Source organism: Kribbella sp. VKM Ac-2569 (assembly GCF_004216905.1).
In the GTDB taxonomy this organism is placed as follows: Bacteria; Actinomycetota; Actinomycetes; order Propionibacteriales; family Kribbellaceae; genus Kribbella.
This window is the reverse complement of the sequence record NZ_SGXJ01000001.1, coordinates 699,652-724,397: the sequence shown is the minus strand read 5'-3', so window position 1 is coordinate 724,397 and position 24,746 is coordinate 699,652. Positions and strand designations below refer to the sequence as shown.

The following is a 24,746-nucleotide window of genomic DNA, read 5'->3' as shown; positions in this document are numbered from 1 at the left end:
GATGCGGGTGCTGCTGGTCGACGACCAGGACCTGGTGCGGGCCGGGTTCCGGATGATCCTGTCGGTCGAGCCGGAGATCGAGGTGGTCGGCGAGGCATCGGACGGCGAGAAGGCGATCGAGCTGGCGCTGGCGTTGCGGCCGGACGTCGTACTGATGGATGTCCAGATGCCCGGGATGGACGGGATCACCGCGACCCAGCGGATCGTCGCGGAGGACGCCGGAAAGGTCGTCATCCTCACCACCTTCGACCGGGACGACTACCTCTTCGAGTCGCTCGGGGCCGGTGCGAGCGGCTTCCTGCTCAAGAACACCGCGCCCGAGGACCTGGTGGAGGCGATCCAGGTCGTGCACTCCGGGCACGCGTTGCTCGCTCCCGAGGTGACCCGGCGGGTGATCAAACGATTCACCGGCAAGGGAGAACGGGTGTACCGGCCGGATCTGCTCGCGGAGCTGACCGAGCGGGAGCGCGAGGTGCTCGGGCTGATCGCCCGCGGCCTGACCAACACCGAGATCGCCTCCCAGCTGTATGTCGGTGAGGCGACGGTCAAGACCCACGTGTCACGCGTGCTGCTGAAACTCGGCCTGCGCGACCGGGTCCAGGCCGTCGTGTTCGCGTACGAATGCGGCCTCGTCACCCCGGGCGACGACCCGACCGGCTGATCCATCCGTCGTACGGATGACGCCGGCGATCACCCTCACGGGCGACGTGCCGGCACACCTCGGCTGGCTAGCTTTAGGAGTGTCGGGCGAGCGCCCGGCCGGGGGCTGAAAGCTGATGGGAACGGTGACACATGCTGAGGGTGGCTGGGCTCACCCGGCGGTTCGGTGATCATCTGGCGCTGGACGACGTGACCTTCGACGTCGTACCGGGACGGATGACCGGATTCGTCGGGGCCAACGGGGCCGGGAAGACGACGACGATGCGGATCATCCTCGGGGTCCTGGCCGCGACGGCCGGCGAGGTGCGGTGGCAGGACAAGCCGCTGACGCAGGACGTACGCCGGGACTTCGGCTACATGCCCGAGGAACGCGGGCTGTACCCGAAGATGAAGATCCGCGACCAGCTGGTGTTCTTCGGCCGGCTGCACGGGCTCGACCAGGAGCGCGCCGCCGCGCGGACCGACAAGATCCTCGGGCGGCTCGGGCTGGCCGAGCGTGCGTCCGACGTACTCGAGACGCTGTCGCTGGGCAACCAGCAACGGGTGCAGATCGCGGCCGCGCTGGTCCACGAGCCGATCGCGCTGGTGCTGGACGAGCCGTTCAGCGGCCTCGACCCGCTCGCTGTCGACGCGATGGTCGACCTGCTCCGCGAGGAGGTGACGTCGGACGTGCCGGTGCTGTTCTCCAGCCACCAGCTCGACCTGGTCGAGCGGCTGTGCGACGACCTCGTCGTACTGTCCCGCGGCAAGGTCGTTGCGGCGGGTGCCGTGTCCGAGTTGGCGGCCGGGCCTACGTCGACGTACCGCTTGGTCGTGGACGGCGACGCCGGGTGGCTGCGTGACGTGCGGGGGATCCAGGTGCGCGACGTGGCCGGCGGTACGGCGTTGTTCGACGTACTGGACGGAGCCGTGGAGCAGAAGATCCTGCAGGAGGCGATCAGCCGCGGACCGGTGCTCGAGTTCGGGCCGGAGCGGGTGGCACTGAGCGACGTCTTCCGGGAGGCGACCCGATGAAGACACTGGACAAGCCGTGGGTGCTGATCGCCGAGCGCGAGATCACCACGAAGCTGCGGGACAAGACCTTCATCGGCTCGACGCTGGTGATGCTACTGATCGTGATGGTGGCGGTGATCCTGCCCGCGATCCTCGCCGGCAAGGGCGGCCCGGACAAGATCGGGGTCATCGACGACGGAGGTCAGAAGGTCGTTCAGACGGCGTCGGCGACTGCGGGCGGCGACGGTTACGAAACGACCCGCTTCGCCGACCGGCCGGCCGCTGAGAAGGCGGTCACGGACGGCAAGGTGAAGGCCGCGCTGCTGCCGGACGCGGACGGGTACGTCGTCCTCGGTAAGGACCGCGTCGACTCGGGGGTCGAAGGCGCCCTGCGCGAAGCGGCCGCGGCCGTCGGGATGGAAACGAACGCCGGGAAGGCGGGACTGAGCCCGGCGGAGTTGCACGCCGGCACGAAGGTCTCGTTGCAGTTGCTGAACCCGGGCCCGTTGCCGGACATCGTCTCCGACTTCGTGAACATCGGGCTGGCGTTGGTGTTCTACATGACCGCGCTCGGTTTCGGGATGATGATCGCGCAGAGCGTCGTACAAGAGAAGGAGAGCCGGGTCGTCGAGATCCTGGCCGCCGCAGTGCCGATCCGGTCGCTGCTGTGGGGGAAGGTGCTGGGCAACACGGTGCTGGCGCTGACCCAGATCGTGGTGATCGCGGGTGCGTCCCTGATCGGGCTGCTCGCCACCGACCAGGCCGACATCCTCGAAGTGGTCGCGCCGGTCGCCGGGTGGTTCGTGGTGTTCTTCGTGCTCGGGTTCGTCGCGCTCGCCGGGCTCTGGGCGGTCGCCGGATCGCTGGCCACGCGGCAGGAGGACCTCGGGTCGACCACGCTGCCGGGGCAGATGATCCTGATGATCCCGTTCTTCTTCTCGGTCTTCGCGGGGTCGTCGGCCAAGACCGTGGCGTCGTTCGTCCCGATCGCGTCGTCGATGTCGATGCCGGGCCGGATGCTGACCGAGGACGTGCCGATCTGGCAGCCGCTGGTCGCGATCGCGCTGCTGCTGGCCGCCACCGTGCTGATCGTCCGGATGGGCGCGCGGCTGTACGAACGCACCCTGCTGCAGACCGGCCGTCGTCTCGGTTACCGCGAGGCTCTGGCGCTCGAATCGAGGTAGCACATCGTCACAACCGGGCCCGGCGTTACAGCTCCGGGCCCGGCTGTGACGAAACCGCAATGTAGGGTCGCTGTGTGCTGTGTGTAGACCTCGACTACGGTCTCAACGCATGAACGTTGAGCTGCGCCACCTGCGGGTGGTGGTCCTGGTGGCAGAAGCGGGGTCCGTCGGACGGGCCGCCCGCTGGCTCAAGGTCAGCCAGCCGAGCCTGACCGCGCAGCTGAAGCGGATCGAGGCCGCGTTCGGCGGCGAGTTGTTCGAACGCTCCCGCACCGGCGTCAAGCCGACTCCGCTCGGCCGGTACGCCGTTGATCGCGCGCGCGCCATCCTGGTCGACGTCGACCACCTGTCGGCGACCGTGTCCGCGATGACCGCGGTCGAGTCGTCGGCGGTCCGGCTCGGCGGGTTCCCGACCGCGCCGATGTCCGGGATCGCGTCCCGGCTCCGCGCCCACGGCGAGATCGAGCAGGTGAGCATCGAGGTCGAGTGGTCCACCAGCGTGCTGCTGCAGCAGCTGGAGAGCGGGCGGCTCGACTTCGCGCTGTTGCGGGAGTTCCCCGGGTTCGAGCTGCGGCTGCCGGCAGGGGTCGAGTCCACCACGGTCGTCGAGTCAGAGTCGGCGTACGTCGCTTTGTCGGCGGACCACCCGGTAGCGGAAGCGTCGCGGGCGCGTGGTGAGGTCGATCTGGCGTCGCTGTCGGCCGAGGAGTGGATCGGTGAGCCGCCGGACGACAGCGGGTTCCACGTGCTGTTCCGGGCGGCGTGCGAGGCGGCTGGGTTCCAGCCTCGGGTCGAGCACCATTCGGTCGACACGTCGGTGCTTATGGGGTTCGTGACCAGCGGTCAGGGCGTGGCGCTCATCTCGCCCACGTCGTACCGGATGCTTTCGGCTGACGTCACTACTCGCACTCTGGTGGGTGACCCGATTCACCGGAAGTTGGTGCTCGCTTGGAGCACCGACTCACCTCGGGCGCAGATGGCCGGCGACGTGCTGCAGATGGCGAGCGCGGCGTACGACGAGGCCATCACCGAGCATGCGCGCCGGGATCAGCACCAGCAGCGCATGCACGTTGCCTGACTTTCAGGCGGGCTTGACCACCGGGTTCTCGAACGCGAGGTGGAACTCCCCGGTGTCTTCCGGGTTCTCCATCCGCTCCCGATACTGAGACCCCACCTGCTCCCGAGGCGAAACACTCCGCTCCGCCTTCTTCTCCTCCACCGGCTGCGGCTTGGTCTCAACCGGCTGGGTCTCCTCGACCGCTTGCGGCTTCGCCTCGACCTGCTGGGTCTCCTCAACGGGGGGCGCGACCGCTTCGGGCTTTGCCTCTACGGGCTGGGTCTCCTCGACGGGCGCGGCCGCCTGGGGCGTGGTCTCCACCGGCTGAGTCTCCTCAGCCGGCTCGTTCGCCTCGGCTACCGGAGTCGGCTGATCTGCGGGCTCCTGCTGTGCGACGGGCTCCTGCTGTGCGGCGGGCGCTTCCGCGACAGGGGCTGCCGGCTTCGGCGACTCCTGCTCTGCGACTGGCTCCTCGGCCGCCGGAGGCGCGGCGATGACCGTGTCCTCGCCGGGGTAGTTGCTCTCGGCATCTGCCTCGGGGAACTGGCGGGTGTGCTCGAACTCCTCCGCCTCGTCGGCCGGGAACTGCCGCGTCTGATCGTCGGCCTGGTTCCGCGGCTGCGCCGCCTCGGGCTCGTCGAAGAGGTCGTCGTACCGCGTGTGACCCTCGTACGCCGCCGGCGCCTGATAGGTGCCTCCGGCAACCGGATATACGGCCGCGACGTCCGCCTCCTGCTGCGCCTGCGCGGCTTCCTGCTCGCGCTGCAGCCGCTCGGCGTCGGCCCGCTCCCGCCGCCGGCGCTGGACGCCGTGGACGATCAACTGGATCGCGTACACCAGCGAGATCACCCCGAGGATCGGCACCACGCCGTTCAGGGTGTACTGCTTCGACCCGTCGATCATCCCGTTGGTGACGCCGGGGACGTCGTTCAGGAAGTTCGTGGTCCGGTTCGGGATCCAGAGCCAGCAGTAGATCAGGGCGCCGAAGGCGATGAACGCCCCCAGCGCGCCGGCGCCGGAGAAGTACGACACCACGGCCCAGAAGATCAGCGCGCCGATGCCGAAGGCAAGCGCCATCCCCTTCGTGTTCAGCTCGATACCACCCGGCGCCGCGAGGACTCCGAACACGGCCGGTCCGGCCAGAGCAACAGCTACGCCGAGCAAGAACCCAAGAAATTTGGACACACCCCCAAGGTAGCGACGAACTGCGGTTACACGCCGCAGACACTTCGGCACACCCCCGATCGTGGGTTGACGTCCGCGATGCAGGGTTGGCGTCCGAGATCCCGGACGCCAACCCTGCATCTGGTGGGTAGACCCACCAAAGGCGCGTTTTCTGGTGAGATGGCTGCTGTGCGCCTTTCGAGAGGATGAGCTGTTGCCCGCTCCGAACATTCTGCTGATCGTTTCCGACGACCACGGGTACGCCGACCGCGGTGGACTCGGGGTGCACTCCGACGTACGCACTCCGGCGCTGGACCGGCTCGCCGCCGAGGGAGTGAGCTGCACCGACGCCTACGTGACCGCGCCGATCTGCAGCCCGTCACGGGCGTCGATCATCTCTGGGCGGTACCAGCAGCGGTGGGGCGGCCAATGGTTCGACTCGGCCGCGTTCCCGCCGGACGACGTACCGACGCTCGCGGAGATCCTGCGCGACCAGGGGTACCGGACGGGGTACTTCGGCAAGGTGCACTACGGGAAGGAGGGTGTGGGGGACAGAGCGTGTCCGCCGCACCACGGGTTCGAGGAGACGCTGTACGGGCTGGCGGGGCAGTCGTTCGGGCGGCTGAACTACCTACATCACTCCGACGAGTCAGTCGAGTCGTACGGTCAGCCGGCCGCGCACCACATGGCTGTGCAGCCTCTGCTGTCAGGCGACGAGCCAGTTGAGCACGAGGGCTTCCTGACCGCGGAGTTCGGTCGCCGCGCGGCGGAGTTCATGGACGCGGAGGACGAGCGGCCGTACTTCTGCATGGTGGCGTTCAACGCCGTACACAATTTCTGCTGGCAGCTCCCGGACTCCGAGCTGGAAGCGCGCGGGCTCCCGGCGTTCCGCGACTGGTCGCCGGATGCGGACGGTCCGTTCATGGAGTGGTACGACGACGTGATCGTGCCGAACCTGCCGCACGGGCGCGAGTACTACCTCGCCCAGCTGGAGCTGATGGACGCGGAGATCGGGCGGCTGCTCGACATGGCCGGCGACGACACGATCGTCGTGTACGTGACCGACAACGGCGGATCGACCTGCAATTTCGGCGACAACGCACCGTTGCGCGGGACGAAGTACACGCTGTGGGACGGTGGCATCCGCATCCCGATGCTCTGGCGCTGGCCGGACCAGCTGCCGGCGGGACGTCGTACGGGCGCACTTGTCAGCACCATGGACCTGGTCCCCACGCTGGCCGCGGCTGCGGGCGCGACAGTGGACGATGCCGACGGCGTCGACATCCTGCCCGTGCTGGCCGGGATCGCCGAAGTGGCGCACGAGAACCTGCACTGGGACTGCGGGTTCCAGTGGGCGGTGCGGTCGGGGGAGTGGAAGCTCAGCTGGGTGGCCGACGACGCCAACACCAGGCATCTGCGTGACTACGAGCACGCGCCGATGGGGGAAGGCTGGTTCCTCGCGAACCTGGCTGACGACATTGGCGAGCAGACCAACCACCTGTCAGCGCAGCCGGAGATCGTCGACCGATTGCGCTCGTTGCACGCCGATTGGCGTGCGGAGGTTGGGCTTGAGGCTCAGACCGTCAATCCGTAGGTAATCGCGGTCGGGGGCTCCTCGTGGTGGTCGATGTCCGGGCTGCGCTCGTACTCGTTCCAGGCGAGGAGCTCGTCGAGATGCCGGCGTACCGAGTCGAGGACCTCGGTGGTCGAGACCTCGCGGCCGAGCTCCTTGGAGAGCGTGGTCACGTCGGCGTCCGAGATGCCGCACGGGACGATCCGGTCGAACCAGGCCAGGTCGTTGTTGCAGTTCAGCGCGAAGCCGTGCATGGTCACGCCCTGCGCGACCCGGATGCCGATCGCGGCGATCTTCCGCTCGCGGCCGCGGTCATCGGCCGCGACCCAGACGCCGCTGCGGCCCTTGACCCGGCCGGTCTTGACGCCGAGCTCGGCGCAGACGCCGATCAGTGCCTCCTCGAGCCGCCGGACGTAGTCCACGACGTACACGTGGGAGGCGAGCTTGACGATCGGGTACCCGACCAGTTGCCCGGGGCCGTGCCAGGTGATCTTGCCGCCGCGGTCCACGTCGACCACCGGCGTACCGTCCATCGGCCGCTCGTGCGGCTCGGTGCGCTTGCCCGCCGTGTAGACCGGCGGGTGCTCGAGCAGGATCACCGTGTCCGAGCCGGTGCCCTCGGCAACCTCCGCGTGCAGTCGTCGCTGCTCGGTCCACGCGGTCTCGTAGTCCACCGCGTCGGCGCCGAATCCGGCTTCCACGTACCTGATAGCCCTCACGCCTTCGAGTGTAGGCGGGGGCTGATCGGGGCCGGGCCCTGGGCTGTGGATAACTTCGACGGGCGAGGTCGCGATCGGTGCATCCTCTTGGACATGGACCTCGCAGATCTCACCGGCTACAGCCTGCGCCGCGAGCTCGGGTCCGGGCCGGCCGGCACCGTCTGGCAGGTCCGGGACCGCGCCTCGGGCCGCAACGCCGTGCTCAAACACATCCCGCACAGTGCGTACCCCGACCGGGGGCGGCTCCGCGAGGACCTGAGCCTGCTGTCCCGCTTCCGCCACCCGCATGTCGCGCAGCTCCACGAGTTCCGCGAGACCGACACCGGCTGGATCCTGATCACCCAGCACCTGGCCGCCGGCAGCCTCGCGGCCCTCCTCACCCGCCGCGGTCCACTGTCCCGCGGCGAACTCGTCACCCTCCTCGCCCCGCTCGCCGACGCCTTGGCCCACCTCCACGCCTCGAACCTCACACACGGCTCCATCACCCCCGAAAACATCCTCTTCGACGCCGACGGCCGCCCAATCCTCACCGACGCCACCCTCCGCCCCACCGACCCCACCGCCGACCAGCAAGCCCTCGCCGCCCTCACCCACCGCGTCAGCGCAGACCCCACCCCCTTCCCGCCCACCCTCATCACCAAGACCCCGCTTGGAGCCCTCCCACACCGCCTCCTAACCCACACCCCCGCCGCCCCCATAGACCTCGCCCCACTCACCAGCACCGCACCCACAGCACCCACCAGCACCCCACCGCCCCACGCCCCGACACCCCCTCCGACGTCCGCGGGGGGATCTGCAGACGACGACGATGCGCCAGCCGCCTCCCGTGCACCGCTCGCCCCACCTCCAGCAGACCCACCGACCCCACCACTGACGAAACCAAAGCGACCACACCCCACCGCACCGTCCGCCAAGACTCGCTCGAAGCGCATCCGCCCGAACCGCCGCAACAAACCCCGCCGTACCCGGTTTGTGGTCAGCTCCGCGCTACCCCAACTCCCACACCCCGCGTACGGCGTACTCGCCGCAGCCGCCCTGGCCGCGATCATCGTGCTCGCGATCGCCATCGCCACACTCCGCACAATCGACACCCCAGCAACCGCCCATCCAGACCCCAGCGCTGCGCAGTCCACAGCCCGACGCCCGTCGGCGTCCCCGCCCACTCAGTCGCCCACCGCCCACCCAACGGCTTCAGGGCGACCCGAGACATCGCCGAGCCAGACCCGAGCCACGACCTCGGCGCCACGCCCCGAGTCCGCGTCCTCAGCAGAGCTGGCCACCTGGATGGAGACGCTGCAGGCGCTCGACGTCCAGCGCGCTCAAGCCTTCTGGACCCTCGACCTCGACGCCCTCGACCGCATCTACGTTCCAGGCAGCGCCCCCTGGCGCGCCGACAGAGCCCTCCTATCGGCCTATCGCAACCAGAACGTCCGCGTCGAAGGACTCCGAATCACGATCGAAAGCACCGCAATCACCCGCCGCACCGCAAACACCGTCACCCTCAAAACCACCGACCACCTCACAGCCGGCCAAGCAGTCGACCACACCGGCGCCAAGACCCCACTCCCACCAGGACCCCCGGTCACCAGACTGATCACCCTGACAACCACCCCACGCACCGCCGCCCCCTCACGCAGCGCCGCCCGTCAACCCACCCACACCTGGCGCATCACCACAATCACCCACTCGACCTAAACGCCCCCACCCCACCTCCTCGGGGCAACTTTGTGCCCCCACCAACCATTCTGAGCGCGCCAAAACGGTCGGTGGGTGCACAAAGACGCTGACACGAACCCTGGGTACGGCGGCGCGACGGTCGTCAGTTCGGTCGGTTCAGTGCGTCGAACACGTCCCGTACGAAGTAGGTGTCCGCCAACGCGTCGTGAATCGCGTACGAGGACTGGTCGATGCCGACGGCCGCCGACATCTCGCCAACGTCCGCCGTCGGCGGCAGGTTGGTCCGGCCCAACAGTTGGCTGATCACGCATACAAGCCGGAAGTCCCACGGCACGTCCGCTGCGTCATCCGCGACCAGGCCGTTGAGATGCATCAGATGCAGTACGTCGGTCGCATCCATCCACGGCGCAGCCCCCACCCACAGCGGCTCGTCGGCCGTCAGTTCGACCATCAGCTCCGCGACCTCTCGACCGCTGCTCACGTCCTGCTCGGATCCGTTCAGCGACGGGTGCCGATGAAAGCGGCTGATTTCCAGCGCCCGCTCGGTCGCGGCCGACAGATCCAGCTCGTCCAGCCGGACGAACCGGTTGTACGCCGTCTCGCGCCCGTCGTCCTCACGCCGGATCACCGCCACCTGCCAGATCTGCCGGCCACCCGGCAGCCAAGGTTCCCGAACGCTCGTGGTTTCCAGATCAACGAAGAGAGTCGCCACCCAGCAATCCAACCAGGGCAACACCGGTCCGCGAGACCACACCGGCGCGGCATCGTCCAACCAACCGCGCCATCCGTGAACGGCGCTTGTTTCGGCGAGTTAGCGCTTCTCGGCGCGTAGGGCCAGGACCCAGGGCACCGGGTCGGTGCGCGGCTCCACGGTCCGGGTGATCGCCAGTCCCGCGCCGGCGAACGCGTTGAGAAGGTCGGCAAGCGGCACGTGTCGCATGCCGAGGCGCTGGCGAATACCGCCCTCGCCCCACCAGGGCGCTGGGGGATGCCAACCAACAGTGCGGTACGTCGGATGCACGATGCGGCCGTCATCGGGACGGCTCTCGGTATGCGGGCCGTTGAAGCACGGATGGGCCCCGTAAAACACCAGCACCCCGCCTGGGTGCAGCACGCGAGCCGCCTCCCGCAGGACAGCGGCGAAGTCGTCGACGTCGGTGGAGAGCCACAGAACGGCGACAGTAGAGAAGACAGCGTCAGCGAACGGCAGCTCAGCCGCGTCGCCCTGGACCAGCGCCTTGCCATCGGCCGCGCGTTGCTGGGCGAGGCCCAACTGATCCGCGGAGTACTCGAGGCCAACGACGGTGCGTCCCGTACTGTGCAGCGTCTGCAGGTTCTGTCCGGTCCCACACCCAACATCCAGGCACAGACCATCGCCCGGGCCGAGCAGATCGAGCAGGGGCTCACGGTTGGAGTCGGCCGCAGCGGCGTTGTGGTCGTCGTACCACTCGGCGAGGCCGTCGTACCGTGCGGTGGTCTTCGGCGTGGGTGTCACGGGGCTAGGCGAGGGCGGCGGAGATCGCGGCGGTGACTGTGGGGTGGTGGAAGGTGAAGCCGGTGGACTGGAGGCGGGTGGGGAGGGCTCGCTTGCTGCCCAGGAGCTCCCAGGCGAACTCGCCGAGGGCCGCCTTCATGAGGATCGCGGGCACTGGGACGAGGGACGGGCGGTGCAGGGCGGTTGCCAGGGCTTCGGTGAGTTCGAGGTTGGTTGCCGGTGTCGGCAGGGTGATGTTCACCGGGCCGCTCACGGTGTCGTTCTCGGCGACGTGCCGGACGGCGCGGATCCAGTCGGTCAGCGAGACCACCGGGAAGTACTGCGTGCCAGACCCGAAGCGGCCCCCGAGACCGATGCGGAAGGGGAGGGACAGCAGCTGGAACGCCGGGGCCTTGCTGTCGAGTACGACGCCTGTTCGCAGCGCAGCCACCCGGCTGCCTGCTTCACGGGCGGGTTCGAGCGCGCCTTCCCACAGCCGGACGACGTCGGACAGGAAGCCCTCGCCGAGGTCGGAGTCCTCGGTCAGGATGCGATCGCCGAGGTCGGTGCCGTAGCCGCCGATCCCGCTCTGCGTGAGCAGCACCGGCCGGCGGTCGAGTCGCGTCGCCGCCGCGGCCAGGGTCGCGGTGGTCGAGACCCGGCTCTCCCGGATCTTCAGGCGGTACGTCGGTGTCCACGGGCGGCCGATGTTCGCGCCGGCCAGGTTGACGAGGACATCGGGATCGCCCAGAGCACCAACGTCCAGATCGCCCCGGGCCGGGTCCCAGCGCACCTCGTCCGGTGCCGACGGCGACCGGCGTACCAGTCGGAGCACCTGGTGGCCGTTGGCAACCAAGTCGCGGGCGAGGGCCTTGCCGAGGAAGCCGGAGGCGCCGGCCAGTACGTACTTCATCCCGCTTGCTCCTTGTCGGGGTCACGACAGCCGGATCGAAAGAGAACGGCGCCGGTGTCCGCCTCCGCGGAGACAGGCACCGGCGCCGGGTGTCCGATCGGATCAGACGTCGAACTGGGCCTCTTCGAGCCGCTGCTTGACCGCGGTCAGGTAGCGGGCCGCGTCAGCGCCGTCGACCAGGCGGTGGTCGTAGGTCAGCGCCAGGTACACCATCTGCCGGATCGCGATCGTCTCGCCGAGCTCCGGGTGGGTGATGACCACCGGACGCTTCACGACGGCGCCGGTCCCGAGCATGCCGACCTGCGGCTGGTTCAGGATCGGGGTGTCGAACAGCGCGCCCCGGCTACCGGTGTTGGTGATGGTGAACGTGCCGCCCGCCATCTCGTCCGGCAGCACCTTGTTGTTGCGGGTGCGGTCGGCGAGGTCGGCGATCTTCTTCGCCAGGCCGGCGATGTTCAGGTCGCCGGCGTTGTGTACGACGGGGACCATCAGGCCGCGCTCCACGTCCACCGCGATGCCGAGGTGCTCGGCGGCGTGGTACGTGATCTCGCCCTTCTCCTCGTCGATCGACGCGTTCAGCTTCGGGTACTGCTTGAGCGCGTCCACCGCGGCGAGCGCGAAGAACGGCAGGAAGGACAGCTTCGTCCCCTCGCGCGCCTCGAACTCGGCCTTCTTCCTGTTGCGCAGCTTGGCGATCTCGGTGACGTCGACTTCGACGACCGTGGTCAGCTGGGCCGAGACCTTCAGGCTGTTGACCATGTGGGCCGCGATCGCCTTGCGGATCCGGCTCATCTTCTCGGTGGTGCCGCGCAGCGGGCTGACGACCGGGGCCTTCGCCTCGGCGGCAGGGGCCGCGGCCTGGGCTGCCGGAGCGGGTGCGGCGGCGGCGGCCTTCTTCGCCTCGGCTGCGGCGATCACGTCCTGCTTGCGGATACGGCCGCCGACGCCGGTGCCCTGTACGGCGTTCAGGTCGACCTCGTGCTCCGCGGCGAGCTTGCGGACCAGTGGGGTGACGTAGTTCGCGCCGTCGGCGGAGCCGTTCGGCGAAACCGCAGGAGCCGGAGCTGCCGCCGGAGCCGGAGCCGCCTGGGGAGCCGGAGCCTGAGCCGCAGGAGCTTGAGCCTGAGGAGCTTGAGCCTGAGGAGCCGGGGCAGCGGCAGGAGCCGGAGCGGCAGCCGGGGCAGGTGCGGGAGCGGGAGCGGCGGCTGGGGCAGGAGCAGCAGCCGGAGCAGCGGCGGGGGCTTCAGCAGGAGCAGGAGCCGAGTCGGCCGGAGCGGCGGCGGGGGCGGCTGCGCCGGAGCCGACGATGGCCAGTTCGGCGCCGACCTCGACGGTTTCGTCCTCGGCGACCTTGATCTCCAGGAGCTTGCCGGCGATCGGGCTCGGGATCTCGGTGTCGACCTTGTCGGTGGAGACCTCGAGGAGCGGCTCGTCAACGGCCACGTCGTCGCCGACCTGCTTCAGCCAGCGGGTGACGGTTCCCTCGGTCACGCTCTCGCCCAGCGCGGGCAGCGTCACCGACGTACCGGAAGCACCGTCGGCCGGAGCAGCCTCGGCCGGAGCAGGAGCCTCAGCCGGAGCAGGAGCCTCAGCGGCAGGGGCCGGAGCAGCAGAAGCCTCAGCAGGAGCGGCCGGGGCAGCGGCGGCGGGGGCCTCGGCGGCCGGAGCCGGAGCGGACTCGGCGGGGGCAGCGGCCGGCGCGGGGTCTGCCGCGGGCTCGGCCGGAGCGGCGGGAGCGGAGCCGGCCTCGCCGGCGTCGCCGATCACGGCCAGTTCGGCGCCGACCTCGACGGTCTCGTCCTCGGCGGCCTTGATCTCGAGAAGGGTGCCGGCGACGGGGCTCGGGATTTCGGTGTCGACCTTGTCGGTCGAGACCTCCAGCAGGGGTTCGTCCACGGCAACCGTGTCACCGACCTGCTTGAGCCAGCGGGTGACGGTTCCTTCGGTGACGCTCTCCCCGAGGGCCGGCAGGGATACAGAGGTCGGCATGACGGTCGTTGCTCCTTCGTCTGATCGGTCGAGTGTCAGCCTACGGTGCCGCCGGAGCGCTCGGGATCCGGGTCACGGGCATCCTTCACGCTCCTGCAGCTCAAACTTACTGGGGCGGTCCAGCAGGGTCAGTCATGGAAGTGCAAAGGTTTCCCGGCGAGGGCGAGGTGAGCCTCACCGAGGGCTTCGTTCTGGGTCGGGTGGGCGTGCACCAGCGGCGCCACGTCCGCCGGGTAGGCCTCCCAGTTGTAGATCAGCTGCGCCTCGCCGATCAGCTCCCCGACCCGCGAACCGACCATGTGCAGCCCCACGACCGCGCCGTCACGAGCGCGGACCAGCTTCACGAAGCCGGCCGTCTTCAGGATCTGCGACTTGCCGTTGCCGCCGAGGTTGTAGTTGAGGATCTCCACGTCGCCGTACTTCTCCCGGGCCTGCTCCTCGGTCAGCCCGACCGACGCGACCTCCGGCTCGGAGTACGTCACGCGCGGGATGCCGGCCTCGTCGATCGGCGTCGGCGCGAGACCCGCGAGGTGCTCGGCGACGAAGATGCCCTGCTGGAACCCGCGGTGCGCGAGCTGCAGCCCCGGCACGATGTCGCCGACCGCGTACACGCCCGGCACGCTGGTCTGCAGCGTCGAGTCGACGGTCACGAACCCACGGTCGAGAGCGACCCCGACCTCTTCATACCCAAGGCCCGTGGTGTTGGGTCCCCGGCCGACGGCGACCAGCAGTACTTCGGCCTCGATCACCTCGCCGCCCGCGACGGTCACCTGAACGCCGGAATCGGTCACCGCGACCGACTCGAACGGCGTACCGGTCTTGAACGCGATCTTCCGCTTCCGGAACGCGCGCTCCAAGGTCTTCGAGCAGTCGGCGTCCTCGGACGGGACCAGCCGCGGCAGCGCCTCGACGATCGTCACCTTGGTGCCGAACGACGTCCACGCGGAGGCGAACTCGACGCCGATCACGCCGCCGCCGAGGATCACCGCGGACTCCGGGACCCGGTCGAGCGTCAGCGCGTGCTCACTCGCGATCACCCGGTGCCCGTCGAGCTCCAGCCCGGGAAGGGAACGGGAGTAGGAGCCGGAGGCAAGGATGACGTTGCGGCCGGTGTACGTCGTGTCGCCGACCTGGACCGTGGTGGGCGAGGTCAGCCGCCCCTCGCCCTCGATCACCGTGATGCCGCGGGCCTTCAACTGGCCCTGCAGACCCTTGAACAGCCGGTCGACGACGCCGTCCTTGTACTTGTTCACGCCGCCCATGTCGACGCCCTCGAGCGTCGTCCGGACTCCGAACTGCTCACCCTCGCGCGCCGAGTCCGCGACCTCGGCCGCGTGCAGCAGCGCCTTGGTCGGGATGCACCCACGGTGCAGACAGGTCCCGCCGACCTTGTCCTTCTCGACCACCGCCACGGACAGGCCGAGCGTCGCGGCGCGCAGCGCGGCGGCGTAGCCACCGCTGCCGCCGCCGAGAATTACCAGGTCGTACGACGTACCGGTTGCAGTACCACTCTCAGTCACAGGTTCCTCCGTGGGTGTGGTCCAAGGCGGGCGGCCCGGGTCGCGGTACCGGCCCGGCGTCATCTTTCCACCGATCGCGCGCGGATCCACCCCCGGGCCGGTCACGACGCGCCCATCCGGACCGGCCGCAACCGTTATCCAGGATTTCGGCCCGGACTTGCACAGATAGTGGACACTTACTCCCATGAAGTGGTTCGGTCGCCGGCAGAAGGCCGGAACGATGCGACGGTCGGACACTCCCGACCAAGCGCACCTGCGCGAGTTCGCCCAGACCCGTCAGGGCGTCGAGGGATTCGTCGAGCCGCGGACGGCGGTGACGGAGTACACCTTGCTGCTGGTCGCGGTCGACGGTGAGTGGACCCGGCGCCGGGTCCCGTCGGTGAAGTGGGCCCACGACTTCGCGAACCGCCTCGGCATCCCGTCGTACGACGCGGCCGTCGTCGGCTACCCGCCCCGAATGCGCGAGTACAACGCCCGCATGAAGAAGAACGGCCTCGCCTGAGTGGTCGTGCGGGGAGTCCTACCGGTCGCTGCAGGTAGGTAGAACTCCCCGAACCGTCACCTCAGCTTGCTGAGGCGGCGAGCTCGACCAGGGTGCGGACGGCGTAGCCGGTGCCGCCGGTGGGCGTGTAGCCGGAGGGACCGCTGTCGTTGAAGGACGGACCGGCCACGTCGAGGTGCACCCAGTCGATGCCGTCAGCAACGAAGTCGCCGAGGAAGGCGGCCGCCGCGAGGGCGCCGCCCCACGGCTCGCCGGTGATGTTGGCCAGGTCGGCGACCTTGGAGTGCGACTTCAGCTTGTCCAGCATCTCGGTCGGGATCGGCAGCGGCCACATCGACTCGCCGGCCGCGACCGCCGCGTCCACCACCCGGTCGCGGGCCGTGTCGGCGTTGCCGAACGCGCCGGCCACCTTGGTGCCGAGGGCAACGACACACGCCCCGGTCAGGGTGGCCACGTCGATGATCAGGTCGGGCTGGTCCGCGGAGGCCCGGACCAGCGCGTCGCCGAGCACCAGGCGGCCCTCGGCGTCGGTGTTCAGCACCTCGACGGTCTTGCCTCCGTACATCGTCAGTACGTCGGAGGGCCGGGCCGCGGAACCCGACGGCATGTTCTCGGCCATCGCGGCGTACGTCGTCACCTGGACCGGCAGACCGAGCCGCGCGATGGCGATCGTCGCGCCGATCACCGCGGCGGCGCCGGCCATGTCGGACTTCATGCTCACCATGCCGGTCGACGTCTTCAGTGACAGGCCGCCGGAGTCGAACGTGATGCCCTTGCCGACGAAGGCCAGGTGGGTGACGGGCTTCTTCGGCGTGTAGGTCAGCCGGACCAGCCGCGGCGGGTTGCTCGAGCCCTGGCCGACGCCGAGGATGCCGCCGTACCCGCCCTTGGCGAGCGCCTTCTCGTCGAGCACCTCGACCTTGACGCCGTACTCCTTGCCGAGCTTGACCGCGTCGGCCGCGAACTCGGCCGGGTGCAGGTCCGACGGCGGGGTGTTCACCCAGTCCCGCACCTGCGCGACGGCATCCGCGGTCACCTGGGCGCGCTCGAGCGCGCCCTTGGCGTCCTTGTTGCGGGCCAGGTCGGTCAGCACGGTCAGGTTGCCGGGCACCTCGTTCGCGCCGTCCGACGACTTGTACGCCGTGAACGCGTAGCGACCCATCAACGCGCCCTCGGCGACAGCACGCACGCACTCGGCGTCGGGGGCCGGCAGCGCGAACGCGACCGACTGCGAGATCTTCGCCGCCCGCACACCGGTGCCGGCCGCGGCCCGGAGGTCCTCGGTCTTCAGCGCGCCGTCGGGCGCCGAGCCGAGACCGACCGCGATCAGCGTCGCGGACTTGCCCGGCTTGCCGAGCAGCGGCCCGGGTACCTTCGTCACCTCGCCGACCTTGCCGGTGGCGCCGAGACCGGACAGCACCTCCACCAGCTTCCCGCCGTACGCGGCGTTCAGCGACTCGGTGCCGGCCGGCAGGGTGACGGCGCCGCCGAGTTTGACCACGCCGATGACCACGGCGTCGCTCTTGACGCCGGCGGCATCTGACTTGCTCAGGGTGATGGTGGTCACGAAATCCTCAGTCCTCCTTGACCGGCGGGCAGATGGCCGGTCGTCACGGTACGTGCGTGCTGCCTGAGCATGCTACGCGTCGGGTAAGTTCCGCTCCATGACCGAGTCGACCGAGTTGAAGAAGTCCCCGCTGCACGAGCGCCACGTCGCGCTCGGCGCCAAGTTCGCCGAGTTCGGCGGCTGGGAGATGCCCCTGGAGTATTCCGGCGTCGTGGCCGAGCACACCGCGGTCCGTACGTCGGTCGGCGTCTTCGACGTCAGCCATCTCGGCAAGGCGACGGTCAAGGGTCCGGGCGCCGCGGCGTACGTGAACGCGTGCCTGACCAACGATCTCGGCAAGATCGCGCCGGGTCAGGCGCAGTACACGCTGTGCTGCAACGAGAACGGGGGAGTGGTCGACGACCTGATCGCCTACCTGCACGCCGACGACGACGTGTTCCTGATCCCGAATGCGGCCAACACCGCCGAGGTGGTTCGCCTGCTCCAGGCCGACGCCCCCGACGGTGTCGAGGTGACCAACGTTCACGACGACTACGCGATCCTCGCTGTGCAGGGCGCGAACAGCGACGAGGTGGTGTCCGCGATCGGCCTGCCGACCGGACACGACTACATGTCCTTCGCCACGGCCGACTTCGGCGGTACGCCGGTGGTCGTGTGCCGCACCGGCTACACGGGCGAGCGCGGCTTCGAACTCGTCGTACCGAACGCCGCCGCGGTGGCCGTGTTCGACGCGCTGCTGACGGCCGGCGAGCAGTACGGCATCGTCCCGGCCGGACTGGGCGCGCGGGACACGCTGCGGACCGAGATGGGGTACCCGCTGCACGGCCAGGACATCGCGCCCGGCATCACGCCCGTCCAGGCGAGGTCCGGATGGGCGGTCGGCTGGAAGAAGGAGCACTTCTGGGGCGACGCGGCCCTGCGCGCCGAGAAGGAGCGCGGTCCGGCCCGGATCCTGCGCGGTCTTCGGGCCGCCGGCCGGGGTATTCCGCGGCCGCATATGTCGGTTCTGGATCAATCCGGTACGGCGCTCGGTGAAGTTACCTCCGGAACGTTCTCGCCGACGCTGAAGAAAGGTATTGCTTTGGCCTTGCTGGACGCGTCGGTGAAAGAAGGCGATCAGGTAACCGTCGACATCCGGGGTCGCGGGGAAACCTTCGACGTCGTCAAACCGCCCTTCGTGACCGTTCACGTGCGCTGACCGCGTTCCGCGACCGAACGTCGAGAACCGTTACCCTCCGTCATAACCTGGCACAAAACGGCCACTGTCGGTACTGTGCCGACGCGTTTTGCGCAGGTTTGACTGCGAACGGTGACGAAATGGGGCAAATGTTCCGTTCGGCTACCGGTTCCGGTAACGATTTGTGCACTGCTGCCGGGCACTGCTGGTTTGGTGTCACAGTGTCGGGCAGGCTAGCGCGCGGCTACGGCGGAATCCCTTGTCAAGGGGATTTGACGCGAGCCCGCAAGAGAGCAAAGGTCGGCACGCTATCCACCGATAAGTGCCGGATCCGCGGACCGAAATCCGGTCGACTGAACTGACGGAGTGCGAATGAGTATTGGGTCGCCCGACTCGACCGTAGGGGTCGAAGAACACCCGGCCTCGGCGGAGCCAGTCCGTACGGCCGCCACTCCGCACGGCAAGTCGCCGAGCCGGATCGCGTTCGACCGGCTCCGCAAGGACAAGGTCGCGGTGATCTGCGCGTCGATCGTGCTGTTCTTCATCCTGGTCGCCGTCCTGGCGCCGCTGCTGGCCAAGCTCGAGGGCCAGGACATCAGCACCTTCAACACCCGGCAGATCGACGAGTTCGGCTACCCGACGATCGGCATCACCCCGGACCACTGGTTCGGCATCGAGCCGAAGACCGGCCGGGACAACTTCGCCCGCTGGGTGTACGGCGCCCGCCCGTCGCTGATCATCGCGTTCCTGGCGACCGTGGTCGGCACCGCGATCGGCGTCGTGATGGGCCTGCTGGCCGGCTTCCTCGGCGGCTGGGTCGACCGGGTCATCTCCTGGCTGATCGACTTCGTGCTCAGCCTGCCGTTCCTGCTCTTCGCGATCGCACTGGTTCCGATCGTCGAGTCGCTGCGCGGCGGCTCGTTCAACCTGACGCCGGAAGACCAGGCGAACATCCGGTTCTACGTGCTGATCTTCGTCCTCGCGTTCTTCGGTTGGGCGGGCCTGGCCCGCATCATCCGCGGCGAGGTGCTCTCACTGCGCGAGCGCGAGTTCGTACTCGCCGCCAAGGCGATCGGTGTGCCGACCTGGCAGGTCCTGTTCAAGGAACTGCTGCCCAACCTGGTGGCCCCGATCGTGATCTCGGCCTCGCTGGCAGTCCCCGCGTACGTGACCGCGGAGGCCGGGCTCTCGTTCCTCGGTGTCGGACTGGTCGAACCGAAGCCCTCGTGGGGCCAGACGATCGCCGTCGCCACCAACTGGTACAAGGCAGACCCGCTCTACCTGTGGCTGCCGGTCATCGGGATCACCGCCCTGGTGCTCGCGCTGGCCCTGCTCGGAGACGCGATCCGCGACGCCTTCGACCCCAAGACTCGCCGGTAGTACGGCGATTGCCCCAGCGGCAGAAAAGGAGAAACCCGACCATGCAGTGGAAACGGATAACCGCGGTCGCGGCGACGGTCATGCTGACCGCCGTGGCTTGTGGCAGCCCGTCCTCGAACAGCGGCAGCAAGGGCGGCACCGACGCGGTGGGAGGCGCGCAGGTCAAGGCGACGGACCCCACTGCGAAAGGCCCGGCCCCTGACGTAGAGGGTGCGAAGAAGGGCGGGACGATCACCGTCCTGTCCGACGTGACGCCGTCCGGCTTCGACCCGACCGACACGTACTACGTGGACGGTAACGCGATCGAGAAGCTGTACTTCCGCGCGCTGACCCAGTTCCGCCTCGACGGCCCGGACAAGAAGCCGGTGCTGGTACCGGACCTGGCCGAGGACCTCGGCACCAAGTCCGACGACGGCCTGACCTGGACGTTCAAGCTCAAGCAGGGCATCAAGTACCAGGACGGTACGCCGGTCAAGGCCGAGGACTACGCGTACGCGATCAAGCGGTCCTTCGCGCACACGTTGTACGAGAACGGCCCGACGTACCAGATGGACTACTTCCTGGACGGCAAGACCTACAAGGGCCCGTACGTCGCCGGCGGCGACGCGTACAAGGGCGTCGAGACGCCGGACGACCACACCCTGGTCATCCACCTGGCGAAGAAGTTCGACGACATGCCGTTCTACGCGGCGTTCCCGCTCTTCGCGCCGATGCCGAAGGCGAAGGACACCCAGAAGAACTACGAGCAGCACCCGATGTCGACCGGCCCGTACATGGTCCAGTCCTACAACCCGGGCAGCGAGCTCAAGCTGGTGAAGAACCCGAGCTGGGACCCGAACACCGACCCGGTGCGGCACCAGTACGCGGACGCCTTCGACTTCAAGTTCGGTCAGGACACCATCAAGGCCCAGCGCCAGGTGCTGGTGAGCTCCGGCCCGGACGCGAACGCGGTGAACTACTCGAACCTGGACACCACGCTGCTGCCCGAGGTCAAGGACCAGTCGCAGCTGATCACGGGTCAGTCGCCGTGCACGAACATGTACACGATGGACACCCAGAAGATCCCGCTGGACGTCCGTAAGCTGATCGCCAAGGCGTACCCCTACAACTCGTGGCGCAAGGTCGCCGGTCTGAACCCGACCACCGACCCGCCCGCGTCGACGATCCTGCCGCCGGCGGTCCCGGGCTACGAGAAGTACGAGCTGCCGGGCCTGAACGGCACCGGTGACGGCGCCGAGGACGACGCGGTCGCCAAGGAGGTCAAGGACGAGCTGGCCAAGGCGGGCAAGTCGAACTTCGAGCTCAGCTGGTACTACTCGATCGACGACAAGATCTCGACCCAGGCCAACCAGCTGCGCAAGCAGGCCTTCGAGAAGGCCGGCTTCAAGGTCAAGGCGATCGGTGTGCCGAAGGCGAACATCCGCAAGTTCACCGGTGCGCCGGACGCCCCGGTGAACATCGGCCGGACCCCGGCCGGCTGGTGCTCCGACTGGCCGAGCGCCACCAGCTGGTTCCCGGTGCTGTTCACGACCGCTGCGGTCGAGGCCGGTAACAGCGTCGGTCAGCTGAAGGACCCGGAGCTGGACAAGAAGATCGAGGCGATCCAGGCCAAGACTCCGGACGAGCAGCTGAAGGAGTGGCCGAAGATCGACAAGGAGATCATGGAGAAGTACCTCCCGGTCCTGCCGCTCTACTACAGCTCGAGCAACATGCCGGTCGGCAAGAACATCGGCGGTGCGGTGAACGACCCGACCCAGGGTGTGTTCGAGTTCACCTCGATGTTCCTGAAGCAGCCCTGACCGACGTCCGTTCTGAAGCAGTACTGATCCACTGAGGGTGGCGTGGTGCCCGGACCACAAGTCCGGGCACCACGCCGATCGGTGAGGAGACAATCCCGTGCTCTATTTCGTGGCGCGCCGCTTGGTCAGCGCGCTCAGTGTGGTGCTGGCAACGTTGATCGCGACGTTCGCGCTGTTCTTCATCGCGCCGACCGATCCGGCCGCGGCCATCTGCGGTGAGCGCAACTGCACGCAGCAGCGCTATGAGGAGATCACGAAGAACCTGCACCTCGACCGGCCGAAGGTCGAGCAGTTCGCCGACTACACGATCGGCATCTTCGCCGGCCGTGACTTCACCACCTCCGGCGTCACGCAGCACTGCGCGGCCCCGTGCCTCGGCTTCTCGTTCAAGAACGACCGCCCGGTCACGGAGCTGATCGGCTCCAGGTTCCCGGTGACGCTGTCGCTCGTCCTCGGGTACGCCGTACTGGTCCTGACGATCGGTGTGTTCGTCGGATCGATGGCGGCGAAGAGACGCGGGAGCCTCGGCGACCGGGCGCTGATGACCAGCACGCTGGTGGTCAGTTCGGTGCCCTACTACATCGTGGCGCTGATGGTCGCGCTGTACCTGACCATCGTCTATCCGATCCTGCCGCGGGGTGAGTGGACACCGCCCTCGGAGAACTTCGGGAAATTCATCGCCGGCCTGCTGACCCCCTGGCTGGTGCTCGGTATCTACAACTGCACGTCGTACGCGCGGTACTCACGCGGCTCCATGGTCGAGACGCTGAGCGAGGACTACATCCGGACCGCGCGGGCCAAGGGCCTGTCCGACCGGGTGGTCACCTACAAGCACGCGCTCCGCTCCGGGTTGATCCCGGTCGTGACGATCTTCGGTCTGGACATCGCCGGCAGCCTAGGCGGCGCGATCTTCACCGAGCGGATCTTCGACCTCCCCGGGCTCGGGCAGCTGGTGCTGGACAGTTTGAACAACTACGACCTGCCCGTGATCATGGGCACCGTGCTCGTCGCCTCGGTGATCATCGTCGCGATGAACTTCCTGGTGGACATCGGCTACAGCCTGATCGACCCGCGAGTGAGGCTGTCGTGAGCACACCCGCCCCCGAGGACCGCGCCCCTCAAGACCGCGTCCCCGAAGACCGGAAGGACAGCATGGCCGAGAGTGCACCCACCTCGGCGGACGCCACCGCGGACGCCAAGCGTGGTCCGTCGGTCGCCACCCGCGAGCGCCGGCAGGGTTCGATCAACCCGAGCGGCGAGACGCCGTACCTGGTGGTCGAGGACCTGGCCGTGAAGTTCCCCACCGCCGACGGCCTGGTGAGCGCGGTGAACGGGCTGAGCTACTCGGTCCCGCTCGGCCGCACGCTGGCCATCGTCGGCGAGTCCGGCTCCGGCAAGTCGGTGTCGAGTATGGCCGTGATGGGCCTGCACGACCGCAAGCGGACCCGGATCACCGGCTCGATCCGGCTCGGCGGCGACGAACTCGTCGGCCTGCCCGAGAACGAGCTGATGAAGATCCGCGGCGACGCGATGTCGATGGTCTTCCAAGACCCCCAGTCCTCGCTGCACCCGCTGTACACGATCGGCAACCAGCTGGTCGAGGCGTACCGGGTGCACCACAAGGTGTCCAAGGACGTGGCGAAGAAGCGGGCGCTGGAGATGCTCGACCTGGTCGGGATCCCGAACCCGCCGCGCCGGTTCTCGCAGTACCCGCACGAGTTCTCCGGCGGTATGCGGCAGCGCGCGATGATCGCGATGAGCCTGATCAACGACCCGAAGCTGGTGATCGCCGACGAGCCGACCACCGCGCTGGACGTCACCGTGCAGGCGCAGATCCTGGACCTGCTGAACAACCTGCAGAAGGAGTTCGGCTCCGCGATCGTGCTGATCACGCACGACCTCGGGGTGGTCGCCGAGATGGCCGACGACGTCCTGGTGATGTACGCCGGGCGCTGCGTCGAGTACGGCACCGCCGAGGACGTCCTGGCGAACCCGCGGATGCCCTACACCTGGGGTCTGCTCGAGTCGATCCCGACCGTCTCCGCGGCGAGCGAGCGGCTGCGCCCGATCAAGGGCCTGCCGCCGAGCCTGCTGAACCTGCCGGACGGCTGCTCGTTCAGCGCCCGTTGCCCGTACGTCGAGCGGGTCAAGGGCGAGCTCTGCACCACCCAACTGCCGGAGCTGCTGCCGGTGGACGGCGCCGGTGCCCACACTTCCCGATGTCACCTGCACGCCAAGGCCTCGATCTACGAGGCCGAGGTCGCGCCGAGACTGGGCTGACGAGGGGACTGAGGAGTTATGAGCGAAACTTTGTTGCAGGTCCGCGACCTGAAGATGCACTTCCCGATCAAGGAAGCGGCCGGCCTCGGCCGGACCAAGAAGGTCGTCCAGGCCGTCGACGGCGTCTCCTTCGAGCTGAAGGCCGGCGCCAGCCTGGGCCTGGTCGGCGAGTCCGGCTGCGGTAAGTCGACCACCGGCCGGATGATCACCCGGCTGCTGACCCCGACCGCCGGCGAGATCGTGTTCAAGGGCACCGACATCGCGCAGCTGAAGGAGCGGGACCTGCGCCCGTTCCGCCGCCAGCTGCAGATCGTGTTCCAGGACCCGTACAGCTCGCTGAACCCGCGGCAGACGGTCAGCAACATCATCAGTACGCCGCTGCGCGTCCACAACCTGGTGCCGAAGGGCAAGGAGCTCGCGCGGGTCCAGGAACTGCTGGAGCGTGTCGGCCTGAACCCGGAGCACCACAACCGCTACCCGAACGAGTTCTCGGGCGGTCAGCGGCAGCGCATCGGCATCGCCCGGGCGCTCGCGGTGGAGCCCGAGGTGATCATCGCCGACGAGCCGGTCTCCGCGCTCGACGTGTCGATCCAGGCCCAGGTGATGAACCTGCTCGAGGACCTGCGCAAGGACCTCGGGATCGCGTTCGTGTTCATCGCGCACGACCTCGGCGTCGTCCGTCACTTCTGTGACGAGGTCGCGGTGATGTACCTCGGCAAGATCGTCGAGCAGGGCTCGCGGGACCAGATCTACAACGCGCCGCAGCACCCGTACACGCAGGCGCTGCTGTCGGCCGCGCCGGACCTGGGCACCATCCGCGGCGTCCCGCCGAAGGAGCGGATCCGGCTGGTCGGCGACGTACCCTCGCCGATCGACCCGCCGAGCGGCTGCCGGTTCCGGACCCGCTGCTGGAAGGCGGAGGGAATCTGCGCCACCCAGGAGCCGTTGCTGGAGATCAAACCGCAGTCCAGCACGGGCCACACCGCCGCTTGCCACTTCGCGGAGCCGAAGGTCGACCTGATCGCCGAAACCGCCTAGAGCCGATATCGCCTAGAGCCGAGAAAGCCCCGTCAACGGCGACGGGGCTTTCTTGTGTCTGCCTTCTCTTATTGCCTGGC

The 24,746-nt window shown here is 68.6% G+C and carries 21 protein-coding genes; 13 read left to right on the top strand and 8 right to left on the bottom strand.

From position 1 onward, the window contains the following. The first annotated feature begins 1 nt into the window (after position 1). The 4 genes from EV649_RS03280 to EV649_RS03265 all read left to right on the top strand — a co-directional run bounded on the left by EV649_RS03280 (position 2) and on the right by EV649_RS03265 (position 3,915). A complete protein-coding gene (locus tag EV649_RS03280) occupies positions 2–661 on the top strand; it encodes a response regulator transcription factor (protein WP_130383499.1) in 660 nt (219 codons plus the stop codon). Positions 662–792: 131 nt separating this feature from the next. Continuing rightward, a complete protein-coding gene (locus EV649_RS03275; RefSeq protein ID WP_130380343.1) occupies positions 793–1,674 on the top strand; it encodes an ATP-binding cassette domain-containing protein in 882 nt (293 codons plus the stop codon). Beyond that, positions 1,671–2,837, top strand: a complete 1,167-nt coding sequence (locus EV649_RS03270) for an ABC transporter permease (RefSeq protein ID WP_130380341.1) — start codon at positions 1,671–1,673, stop codon at positions 2,835–2,837. Before EV649_RS03275 ends, EV649_RS03270 begins: the two co-directional genes overlap by 4 nt. A 109-nt stretch (positions 2,838–2,946) precedes the next feature. Beyond that, positions 2,947–3,915, top strand: a complete 969-nt coding sequence (locus EV649_RS03265; RefSeq protein WP_130380339.1) for a LysR family transcriptional regulator — start codon at positions 2,947–2,949, stop codon at positions 3,913–3,915. 3 nt (positions 3,916–3,918) lie between these two features. Here EV649_RS03265 and EV649_RS03260 read toward each other — a convergent pair whose 3' ends face one another. After that, positions 3,919–5,079 carry a hypothetical protein gene (locus tag EV649_RS03260; RefSeq protein ID WP_130380337.1) on the bottom strand — a complete coding sequence of 387 codons (1,161 nt, stop codon included), beginning with the start codon at positions 5,077–5,079 and terminating at the stop codon, positions 3,919–3,921. 193 nt (positions 5,080–5,272) lie between these two features. Here EV649_RS03260 and EV649_RS03255 point away from each other — a divergent pair, with 193 nt between their 5' ends. Next, complete coding sequence (locus EV649_RS03255) at positions 5,273–6,652, top strand: sulfatase-like hydrolase/transferase (protein WP_130380335.1); 1,380 nt, start codon at positions 5,273–5,275, stop codon at positions 6,650–6,652. On the opposite strand, the gene lipB is transcribed toward EV649_RS03255, so the two are convergent. Continuing rightward, a complete protein-coding gene (lipB, locus tag EV649_RS03250) occupies positions 6,634–7,305 on the bottom strand; it encodes a lipoyl(octanoyl) transferase LipB (RefSeq protein ID WP_347233129.1) in 672 nt (223 codons plus the stop codon). The genes EV649_RS03255 and lipB overlap by 19 nt on opposite strands. Positions 7,306–7,443: 138 nt before the next feature. Between lipB and EV649_RS03245 the strand changes: the two genes are divergently transcribed. After that, a complete protein-coding gene (locus EV649_RS03245) occupies positions 7,444–9,045 on the top strand; it encodes a protein kinase (RefSeq protein WP_130380331.1) in 1,602 nt (533 codons plus the stop codon). A 124-nt stretch (positions 9,046–9,169) separates the two neighbouring features. Here EV649_RS03245 and EV649_RS03240 read toward each other — a convergent pair whose 3' ends face one another. The 5 genes from EV649_RS03240 to lpdA form a co-directional block, all read right to left on the bottom strand. Then, positions 9,170–9,739 (bottom strand): hypothetical protein, encoded by a 570-nt coding sequence (locus tag EV649_RS03240; RefSeq protein WP_130380329.1) that lies wholly within the window; start codon positions 9,737–9,739, stop codon positions 9,170–9,172. 99 nt (positions 9,740–9,838) lie between these two features. Then, positions 9,839–10,522 carry a class I SAM-dependent methyltransferase gene (locus tag EV649_RS03235; protein ID WP_130380327.1) on the bottom strand — a complete coding sequence of 228 codons (684 nt, stop codon included), beginning with the start codon at positions 10,520–10,522 and terminating at the stop codon, positions 9,839–9,841. Positions 10,523–10,526: 4 nt separating this feature from the next. Next, the gene (locus EV649_RS03230; RefSeq protein WP_130380325.1) at positions 10,527–11,414 is read right to left on the bottom strand and encodes a TIGR01777 family oxidoreductase; all 888 of its coding nucleotides are present in this window, start codon (positions 11,412–11,414) and stop codon (positions 10,527–10,529) included. A 102-nt stretch (positions 11,415–11,516) separates the two neighbouring features. Then, positions 11,517–13,403 carry a 2-oxoglutarate dehydrogenase, E2 component, dihydrolipoamide succinyltransferase gene (gene sucB, locus EV649_RS03225; RefSeq protein WP_130380323.1) on the bottom strand — a complete coding sequence of 629 codons (1,887 nt, stop codon included), beginning with the start codon at positions 13,401–13,403 and terminating at the stop codon, positions 11,517–11,519. Between the two features lie 128 nt (positions 13,404–13,531). After that, positions 13,532–14,923: a dihydrolipoyl dehydrogenase gene (lpdA, locus tag EV649_RS03220; RefSeq protein WP_130380321.1), complete on the bottom strand. Its 1,392-nt coding sequence runs from the start codon at positions 14,921–14,923 to the stop codon at positions 13,532–13,534. A gap of 184 nt (positions 14,924–15,107) precedes the next feature. Between lpdA and EV649_RS03215 the strand changes: the two genes are divergently transcribed. Next, entirely contained in the window at positions 15,108–15,425 is a 318-nt protein-coding gene (locus EV649_RS03215; protein ID WP_130380319.1) for a hypothetical protein, read from the top strand. A gap of 61 nt (positions 15,426–15,486) precedes the next feature. Here EV649_RS03215 and EV649_RS03210 read toward each other — a convergent pair whose 3' ends face one another. Next, positions 15,487–16,992: a leucyl aminopeptidase gene (locus tag EV649_RS03210; protein WP_130380317.1), complete on the bottom strand. Its 1,506-nt coding sequence runs from the start codon at positions 16,990–16,992 to the stop codon at positions 15,487–15,489. Between the two features lie 97 nt (positions 16,993–17,089). On the opposite strand from EV649_RS03210, the gene gcvT reads away from it, so the two are divergent. The 6 genes from gcvT to EV649_RS03180 all read left to right on the top strand — a co-directional run bounded on the left by gcvT (position 17,090) and on the right by EV649_RS03180 (position 24,666). Continuing rightward, positions 17,090–18,190 (top strand): glycine cleavage system aminomethyltransferase GcvT, encoded by a 1,101-nt coding sequence (gene gcvT / locus EV649_RS03205; protein ID WP_130380315.1) that lies wholly within the window; start codon positions 17,090–17,092, stop codon positions 18,188–18,190. A 351-nt stretch (positions 18,191–18,541) separates the two neighbouring features. Next, positions 18,542–19,549: an ABC transporter permease gene (locus EV649_RS03200; protein WP_130380313.1), complete on the top strand. Its 1,008-nt coding sequence runs from the start codon at positions 18,542–18,544 to the stop codon at positions 19,547–19,549. 41 nt (positions 19,550–19,590) lie between these two features. Beyond that, positions 19,591–21,348, top strand: a complete 1,758-nt coding sequence (locus EV649_RS03195) for an ABC transporter substrate-binding protein (RefSeq protein WP_130380311.1) — start codon at positions 19,591–19,593, stop codon at positions 21,346–21,348. 97 nt (positions 21,349–21,445) lie between these two features. Further along, positions 21,446–22,438 (top strand): ABC transporter permease, encoded by a 993-nt coding sequence (locus EV649_RS03190; RefSeq protein WP_130380309.1) that lies wholly within the window; start codon positions 21,446–21,448, stop codon positions 22,436–22,438. Beyond that, positions 22,435–23,628: an ABC transporter ATP-binding protein gene (locus EV649_RS03185; RefSeq protein ID WP_241997686.1), complete on the top strand. Its 1,194-nt coding sequence runs from the start codon at positions 22,435–22,437 to the stop codon at positions 23,626–23,628. The genes EV649_RS03190 and EV649_RS03185 overlap by 4 nt, the downstream gene beginning before the upstream one ends. An 18-nt stretch (positions 23,629–23,646) precedes the next feature. Next, on the top strand, positions 23,647–24,666 hold the full coding sequence (locus EV649_RS03180; protein WP_130380307.1) for a dipeptide ABC transporter ATP-binding protein: 1,020 nt from the start codon (positions 23,647–23,649) through the stop codon (positions 24,664–24,666). Positions 24,667–24,746: the final 80 nt, after the last annotated feature.

Excerpts from the sequence above, each read along its gene's own strand:
- EV649_RS03280 (WP_130383499.1), top strand. The coding sequence starts at position 2 with ATGCGGGTGCTGCTGGTCGACGACCAGGACCTGGTGCGGGCCGGGTTC.
- EV649_RS03275 (WP_130380343.1), top strand. The coding sequence starts at position 793 with ATGCTGAGGGTGGCTGGGCTCACCCGGCGGTTCGGTGATCATCTGGCG.
- EV649_RS03270 (WP_130380341.1), top strand. The coding sequence starts at position 1,671 with ATGAAGACACTGGACAAGCCGTGGGTGCTGATCGCCGAGCGCGAGATC.
- EV649_RS03265 (WP_130380339.1), top strand. The coding sequence starts at position 2,947 with ATGAACGTTGAGCTGCGCCACCTGCGGGTGGTGGTCCTGGTGGCAGAA.
- EV649_RS03245 (WP_130380331.1), top strand. The coding sequence starts at position 7,444 with ATGGACCTCGCAGATCTCACCGGCTACAGCCTGCGCCGCGAGCTCGGG.
- EV649_RS03230 (WP_130380325.1), bottom strand. The coding sequence starts at position 11,414 with ATGAAGTACGTACTGGCCGGCGCCTCCGGCTTCCTCGGCAAGGCCCTC.
- sucB (WP_130380323.1), bottom strand. The coding sequence starts at position 13,403 with ATGCCGACCTCTGTATCCCTGCCGGCCCTCGGGGAGAGCGTCACCGAA.
- EV649_RS03215 (WP_130380319.1), top strand. The coding sequence starts at position 15,108 with ATGAAGTGGTTCGGTCGCCGGCAGAAGGCCGGAACGATGCGACGGTCG.
- gcvT (WP_130380315.1), top strand. The coding sequence starts at position 17,090 with ATGACCGAGTCGACCGAGTTGAAGAAGTCCCCGCTGCACGAGCGCCAC.
- EV649_RS03200 (WP_130380313.1), top strand. The coding sequence starts at position 18,542 with ATGAGTATTGGGTCGCCCGACTCGACCGTAGGGGTCGAAGAACACCCG.
- EV649_RS03195 (WP_130380311.1), top strand. The coding sequence starts at position 19,591 with ATGCAGTGGAAACGGATAACCGCGGTCGCGGCGACGGTCATGCTGACC.
- EV649_RS03180 (WP_130380307.1), top strand. The coding sequence starts at position 23,647 with ATGAGCGAAACTTTGTTGCAGGTCCGCGACCTGAAGATGCACTTCCCG.